Here is a 13,636-nt window from a genome sequence, read left to right as displayed (position 1 = left end):
GACAGAAAGGTTCGGCATGACGGATTCAGTCCCCCGGGAAGCCGATTTCGACCTGGCCCCCAACCTGCTCGACGGCGCGATGAACCTGAACATGACCACCCGCGACTGCGATCTCGTGTACTGGCTGACCGCCGTCGCCCAGGGCACCCTCAACGGACGCGCCGCCAAGGGCCACGCCGTATCGGCGCCCACACCCGAGTTCATGCGCGAGCCGGGGCCGCTGCGCGAGGCGCTGATCCTGGAGCTGGGCTGGCGGTCGGTCGCCGAGGAGCGGGCGGTCCGGACGCTGTCGTACTTCGTGGCCGACGCGCCGGGGATCCCGGAGATGGAGTTCTTCGCGACGCAGGTGCTCGACGAGGCCAGGCACTCGCAGATCTTCCGCGACCACCTCGTCGAGCTCGGTGTGCCCGCGGACCGGTTGCACGAGACCATCGCCGAGCTGTCCGCGGAGTACACCGCCGAGGTGCTCGCCCCCATCGAGGAGTTCGTGGTGCGCACCATCCGCGACGAGGGCGACTTCGTCGGTGCGGTGGCGGCCTTCACGATCGTGGTGGAAGGCGTGCTGGCGCCCGCCGCGGAGCTCAGCGAACGCAAGTGGGACCGGCTCGACCCGGCGGCGGGCGAGATCGCCCGGGGCGCGGGGATCGACGAGATCCGGCACCTGACGGTCGGCAGCTCGATCGTGCGTGAGCACCTCATCCGCAACCCGGACTACCGCTCCCGGGTCATGGAGATCGTGACCGCCGGCCGCGAGCTGTGGGACCAGGTGCCCGTCCTCAAGTACGTGCTGCGTCGCGAAGACCTGTTCCAGGAAGGCATGCAGGACCACAAGGACCTGCTCGACGGCTACGAGGTGTTCCCCGGCCGCAAGCTGCTCGACACCACCCCGATGGAGCGTTACGACATCGCCGAACGGTGGACCGACGAGATGGCCGAAGCCCGCCTGCGCTACATGGACCTCGAAGAAGCAACAGCAATCCTGGCAACCACCCCCCGCTCCTGAGAACCCCTTGGTGTGATCACCCTTGCGTGGCAGGAAGGGTGATCACACCAAGGCGTTCGCCCCCCGCCGCCCACAGTGGACACCGGATGCCCAGTGCACCGTGGCGGTGGATATTCGCCCGCGTCCCGCGCCGGAAGTGGCTAACAACCCGGATATCCCAAAACCACGCCAAAATCCTACGCCGGTGAAATTTTGCCCGATTCAAGCCTGAATACGGATTTCTTTCGGGAATCCGGAAGCCAGGTCTTTCACCGCTCTTTCACGGCTCTTACACGGGGCCTGAACTGCGCTGATGAGGCGGTTACCCTGAGCGCGTTTGGCCAGTCCTGGTCTCGTACGGTGGGGGAATTGGGCATGTCTCGAAACGCGCTGATGGTGTCTCGCGCTCGTTTTCGCCGTGCGATCGCGGTTGTTCTGTCGACCGTTCTGGTCACCACGGTGGTGTCCGAGCTGCCGGCCGGCGCCGCCAAGGGGAAGGCGCCCTCGGTCACGCCGACGAAGGCCATCGGCCACGGTGACGCCCCCTTGGTGCACGCCAAGGCACCGGACATGCCGCCGCAGGCCACGCCTGCGGCGGTGGACTGGCCCGATGCCGGCGAAGCGGACCTGGCGATCGCCGCTCCCGCTGGGGCGAACTCCAGACATGCGGACCTCGGCGAGTCCACAGCGGACGCCCGGGCCGGCGGCCTGCCCGTCCGGGTAAGCGGCCGGCAGGGCGCGAAGGTCCGGGTCAAGCTCGCCGACCAGACCGCCGCCCGGAAAGCCGGTATCACCGGCGTTCTGCTGTCGGTCGACGGCGCCCCAGGGCGCTATCAGGTCGGCCTGGACTACACCCAGTTCCGCAACGCCTCCGGTGGCGGCTTCGGTGACCGCCTCAAGCTCGTCAGCCTCCCGGCTTGCGCCCTGAGCACGCCCGAGCAGCCGGCCTGCAGGCAAAGCACGCCGCTGGAGTCCACAAACGACCGTGCCGCCAAGACCGTTTCGGCCAACGTCACCCTCGCGCAGGGCGCGCAGGTGCTCGCCGCGGAGGCCGACGCGGGCGGCTCCAGCGGGACCTTCGCGGCCAGTTCGCTGGGCCCGTCCGGCAGCTGGTCGGTGACCGACGGCACCGGGGCGTTCGCCTGGACCTACCCGATCGAGCTGCCCCCGGCGGCCACCGGAACCGCGGTGGCGCCCAAGATCGACCTCGCCTACAACTCGGCCGCTGTGGACGGTCGCACGGCCGCGACCAACGGCCAGACCTCGTGGATCGGCCAGGGCTGGGACTACGAACCCGGCTTCATCGAGCGCACGTACCGCGGCTGCTCGGACGACGACTCGCTGCCCGACGCCCAGAAGACCGGCGACCTGTGCTGGGCGGGCCAGATCCTCACGATGAGCCTCGGCGGCCACACCACCGAACTGGTCCGGGACGACGCCACCGGCACGTGGAAGGCCGCCGGCGACGACGGCTCGCGGATCGAGCAGCTGAAGACCGCGGCCAACGGCGCGCTGGACGGCGAACACTGGCGCGTCACCACGATCGACGGCGTCCAGTACTACTTCGGCCTCAACCGGCCGCCGGGTTACACCAACCAGGAGCAGACCAACTCCACGTGGACGGTCCCGGTCTACGGTCCGCACCCGGACGACCAGTGCCACAACGACGCCGGGTTCGCCAAGTCGGTGTGCACCCAGGCGTGGCGCTGGAACCTGGACTACGTCGAGGATCCGCACGGCAACGCGACCGCCTACTACTACACGCCCGAGACGAACTACTACGGCGCCAACAAGGACACCAAGGCCGTCTCGTACATCCGCGGCGGCACGCTCAAGCGCATCGACTACGGCCTGCGGAAGGTCAACGGCAGCATCTACGGACCCGTGGCACCCGGCCAGGTTGTCTTCGACACCACCGAAAGGTGCGTCCCGTCCGGCGCCATCACCTGCGACCCGGCGCAGTTCACCAAGGAGAACGCGAAGTCGTGGCCGGACACCCCGCAGGACCAGGAGTGCAAGGCCGACAAGACGTGTGACAACCACTCGCCGACGTTCTGGACGACCCGGCGGCTGCAGACCATCACCACCCAGTACAACACCGGCAGCGGCCCGAAGAAGGTGGACACCTACGCGCTGGCGCAACGGTTCCCGTCGATCGGTGACCCGGAGCTGTGGCTGGACTCGATCACCCGCACCGGGTTCAACGCCGACGGCACATCCCTGGCGCTGCCGCCGATCACGTTCACCGGCCAGCTGTACGACAACCGCGTGGTCGGCTACAAGAACATGCCGAAGCTCGCGCACTGGCGGCTGACGAACATCACGTCGGACACGGGCCTGATCATCACCGTGACGTACAGCTCGCCGGACTGCACGGCCACCACGGTTCCGTCTGACCTGCCGAACAACAAGACCCTGTGCTACCCGGTCTACTGGGGCCTGCCGACGGCCAAGGACCCGATCCTGGACTTCTTCCACAAGTACGTGGTCAAGCGGGTCCAGGTCGAGGACGCCAACAAGCTGTCGCCGACCCAGGTCACCACGTACGACTACGTCGGCGACCCGGGCTGGCACTCCGACGACAACGAGGTCGTCAAACCGAAGTACCGCACCTATGGCCAGTTCCGCGGCTACCCGCAGGTCGACACCCGCACCGGCGACCCGAACAACAGCATCGACGGCGTCCAGGACACGAAGACCTTGACCCGCACCATGTTCTTCCGGGGCATGGACGGGGATCCGTTGCCGGGCGGCGGAAAGCGGTCCGTCTCGGTGTCCAGCTCGCTCGGTGACTCGATCCCGGACGACAACGCCTTCGCCAGTTCCACGCGCGAGACGCAGATGTTCAACGGCGACGGTGGAGCGCGGATCTCGACTGCGGTCAACGACGTCCAGAAGATCGCCACCACCGCCACCCGCAACCGGTCCGGCCTGCCGGCCCTGACCGCCAACGTGGTCAAGGAAACCCGGGTCCGGACCGTCACGGACATCGCCGGTGGCGGCACACGGACCAAGACCACGACCCAGCGGTACGACAAGTACGGCCGCACCACGGCGAAGACCGAGTCCGGCGACGGCGTCCCGGACAAGTGCGTCGTCACGAAGTTCGCGGAGAACACGACCGCGTGGATCCTGGACCGTTCCAAGGAAGTCCTGACCTCCACCGAGGTCTGCCCGGACGGCGACCCGACCGCGGCCAAGGTCATCGCCGCCGTCCGTACTTACTACGACAACAAGGACGACCTCGGTGCTGTCACGGGACCCGGCGACGCGACCCGTGTCGAAACCGCGACAGCCAACAACAATGGCACGCTGACGTGGGCCACGACCGGGCGCACGACGTATGACTCGGCGGGCCGGTCCACCTCGTCGACCGACGCTCGTGGCTTCACCACCCGGATCGCGATGACGCCTGCCGACGGCGGCATCCTCAGCAAGACGGTCAAGACCAACCCGAAGAACCAGACCGAGACCGTCGAGGTCGAACCCGCGCGCGGCAAGACGACCGGGAGCGTCGACGTCGCCGGCCGTCGCACCGACGCGGAGTACGACGCCCTGGGCCGGGCCACGAAGGTGTGGAAACCGGGGCAGCCCAAGAGCGGGCCGCCGTCCGGGACGTACGAGTACGTCCTGCGCACCGACGCGCCGCTCGCCGTGGTCACCAAGAACCTCGTCGACTACGGCACCGGCACGAACTACCTGACCACCGTCGAGCTGCGCGACTCGATGGGCCAGGTGCGCCAGCTGCAGACCGACGCCAACGACGGCACGCGGATGGTCACCGACACCGTCTACGACTCGCACGGCTGGGTTCGCAAGTCCAACAACCGTTACCTCACAACGGGTACACCCAGCACGACGATGGTGGCCGTCGCCGATGCGGCGGTGGACAACCGGACCGTCAAGACCTACGACGGCTCCGGCCGGGTCACGGTCGCGACCAACTACAAAGGACTGACCGCCACCTCCAAGGCGCAGACCATCTACGGCGGCGACCGGACGACCACGATCCCGCCGACGGGTGACGTCACCCAGACCACGGTCACCGACGTGCTGGGCCGGACCACCGAACTGTGGCGGTACAGCAGCCCACCGGCGATCAACGGCAACGTGGTCTCCGGCGGCACGCACGACACGACGAAGTACCACTTCAACGCCAACGGCCAGCAGGACAAGGTCACCGACCCGGTCGGCAACGTCTGGTCGTACGAGTTCGACTTCCTCGGCCACAAGACCAAACAGGCCGACCCCGACTCCGGCACCTCGCTGACCGAGTACGACCTGGCCGGCCTGCAGAAGTCCGTGACGGACGGCCGGGGCGTCAAACTCACCTACGACTACGACGAACTCGGCCGCAAGACCGCCGAGTACGCCGCCGACGGCACCAAACTGGCGTCCTGGGTCTGGGACGGCGCGCCGAACGGCGTCGGCAAGATCTTCTACTCGACCCGGTACACCCCGACCGGCAACTGGATCACCGGGGTGTCGGCGTACAACGGTGAGGGCCGGCCGGCGAAGTCGATCATCCAGGTACCGGCGAGCGAGACCGGCCTCGCGGGCACGTACACCACCCTGATGGGTTACACCACCACCGGCCTGCCGACGATGGTGCAGCCGCCCGCCAACGGTGGTCTGCCGAGTGAAGCCATCGCGATCACGTATGACAAGTACGGCAAGCCGCAGACGACAACGGGCTACAACGCCTATGTCACCGCGTCGAAGTACACGCCGTACGGCGAGAACTCGCAGTTCACCCTTGGCCCGTCGAACAACCAGGCGTGGCTGAGCTACGACTACGACCCGCAGACGCGCCGCCCCACCGACGTGAACTTCTCCGTGCAGGCGGCGTCCACACAACAGATCGACGACACCCGGTACACCTACGACCAGGCCGGCAACATCACCAAGTCGGTCAACACCCAGGGTGTCTCGGGCGCCGCCCCGGTGCGCACCCAGTGCTTCGGGTACGACTCGTTGATCCGGCTGTCGGAGGCGTGGACCGCCACCGACGACTGCGCCGCCGCGCCAACGAAGTCCACTGTGGGTGGTCCCAGTCCTTATTGGACCTCGTGGACGTTCAAGCCGAGTGGCCTGCGCGCCACCCAGATCGACCACACCACCGACACGACGACCACGTACAACTACCCAGCCGACGGAGCCGCGCAGCCACACACGCTGCTCAGCGCCACGACGGGCACCACGACAGCGTCGTTCGGTTACGACGCATCGGGGAACACGGTTTCGCGTAACGGCCAGACGCTGACGTGGAACCAGGAGAACAAGCTCGACAAGGTCACCACACCTTCGGGCGACACGACCTACGTCTACGACGCCGACGGCAACCAGTTGCTGCGCCGCGCCCCGGACGCCACCACCCTCACGCTGCCCGGCGAGGACCTCGTCCGGAACGCCAAGACCGGTGTCGTGACAGGGACGCGGTACTACACGCACAACGGTTCCCTGGTGGCGATGCGGGTCGGCGGGGCGAACCCGCAGTACCTCGTGTCCGACCTGCACAACACCGCGACGGCCGTGGTCGACTCGGTCACCTTCGCCGTCACCCGCCGTGCGCTCGACCCCTACGGCAACGCCATCGGTACCGCACCCACATGGACGGACCAACGCGGCTTCCTCGGCAAGCTCAAGGACGACGCGTCGGGCCTGACCGATGTCGGAGCCCGCAAGTACGACTCGGCGACCGGCCGGTTCCTGTCCGTGGACCCGGTGCTGGACCAGCAGAAGCCGGACCAGCTGTGCGGCTACGAGTACGCCGAGAACAACCCCATCACCGGCAGCGACCCGAGCGGCGAGCTGACCCTCGTCGCCACCACCATCGGCGGGCTCTACGCGGCGATGGGGTACATCAGCGACCTCCGGGTGCTGGGCGCTCGCCAGTACAAGGAACTGCACTACTCCATCCAGTTCGGGTACCTGACCAACTGGCGCCCGAACTTCATGGGCCCGCAGATCCCGTGGTTCGTCCCGGCGATCTTCATCAACGTCTGGTTCACCACCATGGTCCGCTGCCCACCCAGCCGCGGTGACCGCACCGAGGCCAGGCCGGACCCCCGGACAAGCTGGGAACGCGCGGCGGACGCACGCAAGCAACCGGCCCCGAAGCCGCCGGACAAATCGGTGCGCGAGCAGGTCCGCGAGATCCTGATGGCCCTCACGGGCGTCGACAAGATGGTCGACTGCGTCCGGGACCCGGGCGTCGGTGACTGCCTTGCGGGCTTCGGTCCGCTGGTGGCCGGCCCGCTCGCCGAAGGTGCGCTGGGCCTGGCCGGCCGGACGATAGCGCGAGGCGCCGGAGAGTCGGTGCACATCGCGAACGGTGCGGGGCACGGCGAAGCATGGTCCATCGCGCAAGGCGCACGTGCCGACGGGCAGACCGTGTTCAGCGGTCACGGCAGCTACAACTACACCTCGGGCGAGTTCATCGTGCCGCCTGGAACGACCATCAGGATGTACGTCGGGCACGGCGAGGGATTGCGTGACAGCATCGGCAAAGCGATCGAGCTGGGCCGCCCCGTCCAGATGTACGAGGAGTTCGGTCCCGGCTCGCGGATCACCAACTATCGTCTGCATCCGCCGGAGGGCCTGAACATCGCGTCCGGGTCCTACACGGTGGGTGAGGAGACACCGCTCAGTGAGCTGCTGGTCGCCGACATGGGTGTCTGCCACTGGGCTGCCTGCCGGAGCTTCTACAACGAGCTGAACCACACTTGGAATCGATGATGACGACCTACCAGGATCTGAGCACTTACGTGTACGGCGACCATGACCCGGCCGCGACCGTGCTGAACGTCGGCTGGCTGGGTGGCCGTGCCTCGTTCACCACCGGCGATGTCGATGCCGAGGTCCGGTACGCGCTGCTGGAGGCGATCGTCCGCGACCAGGTCAACGTGATGCGCGGATGGCACTCGTGTGAGCTGTGCACCGAGCCGTCTCCGGTAGTGGTCCCGTTCGAGCCGGCCCGCGATGGGAAACTGCGGCTGGGCCACGCGGAGGTCCATGTCACCGGCGCGGACGGGGTGGTGTACGCGGCGCCGACGTTGATCGTCCACTACATCGACGCCCACAACTACCGGCCACCACAGCAGTTCATCGACGCCGTCATGGCGAACAGCAGATCCTGGGGGAAATGATGCGTGCGTTGATCTCCGCGGCGGTGGCAGTGGCCGCCACGGTCGTGTTCCTGCCCGCGCCGGCCACGGCGCGACCGGAGGCGCCACCACCACCTGCGGCGGCGCCGCAGGACGAGCTGGCGGTGGCCGCGCGGACCGGCAAGCCCGTTGAGGTGCAGTCGAAAACGACGGAGACCTCGCAGGTGTTCGCCAACCCGGACGGCACGTTCACCATGCGCAGCAACCCCCGGCCCACGAGGGCGAAGCGCGGTGATGGCTGGCACGACATCGACACGACGCTGAAGGTGCGGCCGGACGGCACGATCGCCCCGGTGATGTCCACAACGGACGTTGCCTTCGCCAACGGTGGCACCGCGCCGGTGATCACCGCGGCGGAGGGCGACAAGAAGCTGGCTCTCAGCTGGCCCACGGCGTTGCCCAAACCGGTCCTGGACAAGAACACCGCCACCTACAAGGGGGTCCTGCCGGGGGTGGACCTCCAGGTGGCCGCGACCACCAGTGGGTTCTCCGAGGTCCTGATCGTGCACGACGCCCAGGCCGCGAAGAACCCGGCGCTGGCGGACTTCGGGTTCACCGCCACGACCACCGGTCTCACGCTGCAAGCCGGTCCGGACGGAGCGCTCGACGCGAAGGACAGCGCTGGGGCCACGGTCTTCCACGGTGCCACCCCGTTGATGTGGGACCAGAAGAAGACCACCGCCATGAAGCTCGGCACCCAGCCGAGGATGGCCGCGCGGAGCGCCAATGGCACCGCCACGGACATCCGGATCCGCCCGGACCTGGCGGCGTTGACCGGTCCGGATGTGCAGTACCCGGTGTACATCGACCCGATCATGTCCCGGACCAAGGACGCGTGGCTGGAGGTGACCAGCAACGGGTGGCACTACTGGAACGACGACTCCAAGGAGGCCCAGGTCGGCGACTGCGACGGTTGGTCGGGCTGCGGCTCGTCCGCGTGGACGGCCCGGTCGTACTTCCAGATGCCCGCGAGCGACCTGGCCCCGCGCAACGGCAAGAAGCCGGTTATCTACAGTGGACACTTCTACGCCCTTCAGGTGCACGCGGCGCACGCGTGCACGCCGGAGGACACCGATCTGAAGCTGGCCGGGTACATCAACGCGGACACCCGGTGGCCGGCGACCGACTGGGACTTCCTGGGCCGGATCTCGTCCGCCGCGGGTGACAACTGCGGCGGGCCGGGCACACTCGACTACGACGTCAAGGGCATCGTGCAGCGCGAGGTCGACGAGAACTGGGGGAGCATCACGTTCCTGCTGCGCGCGGCCGGCGAGGACAACCGGTTCCAGTGGAAGCGGTTCGACAACAACCCGACGCTGGAGGTGGTGTTCAGCTTCCCGCCGAACGGACCGACCGACAACCAGATCGTCAACTCGGTGAACTGCGGCGGCAAGGTCGTCACCCCGACCGCCACCCCCACCCTTTCGTCCACGGCCACCGACAACAACAACCCGCCGCTGGGGCTGGGCATGTGGTTCGAGGCGTGGGACGCGGCGCAGAAAACGCGGTACGCCAAGACGACCAGCGCGGTGATCTTCGCGTCCGGCGCCCGGGCGAACTGGCCGGTCCCGTCCGCGCTCGCCGACGGCGACTACACCTTCAGGACGTCCGTGGAGAACAGCTTCCCCGGCGACTCCAGCAAGAACCTGTGGGCGGGGGTGTACTCGCCGTGGCTGAACTTCACCGTACGAGCCAAACCCATCCCGGGTGTGCCGGTGGTGCTGCCTAGTGCGGACTATCCGCCGAACAGCTGGGGCGCCCAGGCCGGTGCGCCCGGCGTGATCAACGTCGAGCACCTCGACGGCGGTCCTGGGCTGGTCGGGTTCAGCTACAGCTTCGACGGCGCCGGATCCCAGCACGCGCCCGCGACGACCGACTGCGACTACACCAAGACGTTCGGCCTGTCCGGTGGGTGGGTGCCGGCGACCAGCACCAACCGGGCGACGATCCAGATCCCGGCCGGGCTGACCCCGGGCTACCACACGCTGTACGTCAAGAGCTTCGACGACGCCCACAAGATGTCGGTCGAGTCGGCGCCGTACATCTTCTACGTGTCCCCGAACACCGGCGGCACCACCACGAGGATCGAGGCGGAGTCGCTGACCATCACCCAGCCGGCCGGGCAGAACGTGCCCGCTGAGAAGCAGACCGGTCCCGTGTGGTCCGGTGGCGGCCAGCAGTTCCTCCGGCCGACCGCGGTCGGGCAGTCGTTCGGCATGCCGTTCACGGTCAGCGCCGACGCCGACTACCGGATCGGCTTGGGCATCACCCATGCCGTGGACTACGGCCAGAACACGTACACGATCGACGGCCAACCCATCGGCCGCCAGACGGAGACGGCCACCGTCGGCCCCTTCGACAACTACGACACCTTTGTCGGCGCCGACTACTACTCGCTGGGCACCCGCCGCCTGACGGCCGGCACGCACACCTTGGGCGTCCAGATCACCGGCACGAACGCGGCGTCCATCGGCGGCCGGTACTACCAGGGGCTGGACTACCTGACCCTGACCACCACCGGCCGGTTCGAGGCCGAGCAGCCGTCCCAGGTCACCGCCGCGCAGCCGGCCGGGCAGGACGCCACGCTTGGGGTCGTGGCCAACCCCGCCTGGTCGGACGCGGCCGAACTGTCGTTCCAGCCGAAGGCCGCGAACACGTCGTTCGACCTGTCCTTCCAGGTGCCGATCGAGGCCGACTACTCGCTGGCCGTGGGCATGACCCAGCAGGACCACGCCGGCCGGCTGCAGATCTCGGTGGACGGCAAGGCGCTGGCCCGTAGCAACGAGGAACCGTGGGACGGGTACGCGTCCGCTTTGACGCCAACCCATGTACGGCTCGGTGGCCAGCACCTGGCGGCCGGAACGCACAAACTGACGTTCCGGGTCGTCGGCAAGAACGACGCGGCCGCGGGCTTCGAGGCAGGCGTCGACTACCTGGTCGCGATCCCGATCAACAACATCACCGTGACCGACTTCGCCTCGGCGTTGAACAACGACGGAATCGCGCCCGACACCGCGCCCGGCCACCTCGATCTGTCCCAGGGCGGTCTGTCCGCGCAGACCATGGCCGCTGTCGGGCTCGTGCCCGGGGCGACCAAGGTGATCAACGGCGCGGCCTTCACCATGCCGCAGCCGAAGGCCACCGGGGAGGACGACGTCGTCGCGTACGGCCAGACCATCCCGGTCGCGCAGGTCAAGGCGTCCGCGTTCGGGCTGCTCGCCACGGGGACCTGCGGTGGGCTGCCCGCGACCACGGCCACGATCACCTACACCGACGGCACAACGCAGAACCCGTACGTGCCCGAGGTGCAGGACTGGGCAATGGGCCAGACGGACAGCGCGGCTTTCGTGCTGCCCTACCGCACGCTGGTGAACAGCGGCGTGGACCGCACAGTCAAACCACGGCTGTACACCATCTTCCTGCCCACCGACCCGTCGAAGACGCTGAAGTCGGTCACCCTGCCCAGCTACGGCACTCCGGGCACGGCCGACTGCCAGAAACCGGCCCTGAACATCTTCTCGATGGCGCCCCGGCCGGTCGCCACGGGCTGGCTGGGTGCCTGGTCGGCGCCGTCGGACGGCCAGGTCGTTCCGCCGGTGGCCCTGAACGGGCAGACAGTGCGGACCGTGGTCAAGCCGTCCATGACGGGCGCGTCGGTCCGGGTGAAGCTGTCGAACCCGCAAGGCTCGTCGGCGATGACCGTGGGTGCGGCCTCGGTCGGCGCCCAGTCCGCGGGTGCGAGCCTGGCGTCCGCGCCGGTCCCCCTGACCTTCGGCGGCTCGGCGTCGGTCACCATTCCCGCGGGCGGTGACGTGGTCAGCGATGCGGCCACGTTCCCAGCCGGTGGCACCGGGAACCTGGTCGTGAGCCTGAACTTCACGTCCGTGGTCGACCGCGTCCCGGTGCACGCCTTCACCACGTCCTACCTGGCGTCGGGCAACCAGACCGCGGCCACCGACGGCGCCGTGTTCGGCTCCACGCTGCCCGGCTCGTACTACCTCGCCGGCGTTGATGTGTCCACAACGGACAGTTCACAGGGGACGGTCGTGGTCCTCGGCGACCAGTTCAGCGCGGGCACCGGCGCGGACAAGCAGACGTGGGTGGACAAGCTGCCGGGTGCGTTGGGTGCCCTGGGCCAGTCCGTTCCGGGCAGTCTGGTCAACGCCAGCCGCTCCGGCGTCCCGGCGACCGGCCTGTGGAAGCTCAACGACGGGTCGGGCAGCACGGCTGCCAACTCGGTGGCCGGTGGAGTTCCGGTGACCCTGTCGGGGACGACCTGGAGCAGCGACCACGGTGGTTCGGCCGTGTTCGACGGGTCGGCCTCGTACGGTGCCACGTCCGGGCCGGTGCTGAGCACGACCAAGTCGTACACGGTCGCCGCCTGGGCGAAGCTCACCTCCACCGCGGGCAACTACACCATCGTGAGCCAGAGCGGCACCAACCAGAGCGCGTTCTTCCTGCAGTACAAGCTGGGGACCGGCTGGGCCTTCGTCAGCCCGTCGGAGGACACGGCCGCTCCCGGTGCGTACGCGATGGTCGCCGGTCCGGCGCCCACGTTGAACACCTGGACTCACCTGGCCGGCGTGTACGACGCGACGACCGAGCAGATGTCCTTGTACATCAACGGAAAGCTGGTCGGCTCGGTGCGCAACCCCTCGGCGTTCGACACCGCCGGGCCGATGGGTGTCGGCGGGGTGAAGGTCATCGGCGGTGCGGTCCGCAACCAGTTCAACGGGTCCATCTCGGACGTCCGGGTGTTCCGGTTCGCGGCCAACGCCGAGGACATCGCCCTGATGTACAAGGGTGACGCGGTCACCACCCCGGGCTTCGGCTCCGGTGCGCCCACCACCTTGCTGGGCGCGCGGACGGTTGACCGCACCGTGACCGGCCAGCCGAACCTGCGGACCGCGATCGTGGCTCTCGGGGCGGACGACGTGCTCAGTGGGAAGAGCAAGGACGAGATCCTCCAGGGCATCCGGACGCTGGCCCATCCGGCCGGCGCCACGGGGCTGCGGAACTACCGGCGGGCCGACGGCACCGTGATCCACGTGATCCTTTCCACGATCCCGGCCCTGGGACTGGGTTCCGGTGACGCCCGGGAGGCGGTCCGCAAGCAGGTCAACGACTTCCTGAAGTCTGGGTACGTCGACCTGGGCGCCGACGGTGTGCTGGACGTGGCCGGAACCGTCGCCGACCCGGCCGCTCCCAGCAACGTGGCGCCGGCGTTGCTGACCGGGGGCGTGCCCAACTCGGCCTTCTACGACAAGATCGCCCAGATGGTGGCCAAGGCGGTGACCGACTTCCCACCGCTCGAACTCTGACGACGATCACCCGGCTGTCGTGACCGCTGCGCGGACCGGGTGAGTGAGCCCCAACCGGACCGCCAGGCGCCTCGGCGCCTGGCGGTCCTGGGCGTCTCGTGCGGGGAGCCGACCGCTCGACGCCGATATTGGCGGGGCCGGAACCGTGGTGTGCTTATAGGTTTGCG

General features: G+C 68.3%; 4 protein-coding genes. All 4 read left to right on the top strand.

The genetic code is table 11. The features are described 5' to 3' along the window. The first annotated feature begins 16 nt into the window (after positions 1-16). The 4 genes from AB0J95_RS38165 to AB0J95_RS38150 all read left to right on the top strand — a co-directional run bounded on the left by AB0J95_RS38165 (position 17) and on the right by AB0J95_RS38150 (position 13,469). Positions 17-1,003: a VlmB-like protein gene (locus AB0J95_RS38165; protein WP_364769436.1), complete on the top strand. Its 987-nt coding sequence runs from the start codon at positions 17-19 to the stop codon at positions 1,001-1,003. Positions 1,004-1,357: 354 nt separating this feature from the next. After that, positions 1,358-7,720 carry a putative adhesin gene (locus AB0J95_RS38160; protein WP_364769434.1) on the top strand — a complete coding sequence of 2,121 codons (6,363 nt, stop codon included), beginning with the start codon at positions 1,358-1,360 and terminating at the stop codon, positions 7,718-7,720. Beyond that, on the top strand, positions 7,717-8,130 hold the full coding sequence (locus AB0J95_RS38155) for a hypothetical protein (protein ID WP_364769432.1): 414 nt from the start codon (positions 7,717-7,719) through the stop codon (positions 8,128-8,130). Before AB0J95_RS38160 ends, AB0J95_RS38155 begins: the two co-directional genes overlap by 4 nt. Beyond that, positions 8,127-13,469: a LamG-like jellyroll fold domain-containing protein gene (locus tag AB0J95_RS38150; RefSeq protein WP_364769431.1), complete on the top strand. Its 5,343-nt coding sequence runs from the start codon at positions 8,127-8,129 to the stop codon at positions 13,467-13,469. Before AB0J95_RS38155 ends, AB0J95_RS38150 begins: the two co-directional genes overlap by 4 nt. Positions 13,470-13,636: the final 167 nt, after the last annotated feature.

The sequence above is a fragment of the Actinocrispum sp. NPDC049592 genome, from assembly GCF_040675465.1.
Classification (GTDB): Bacteria; Actinomycetota; Actinomycetes; order Mycobacteriales; family Pseudonocardiaceae; genus Kibdelosporangium.
Note: the sequence above shows the minus strand (reverse complement) of the source record. Positions and strands in the feature narration are given on the sequence as shown.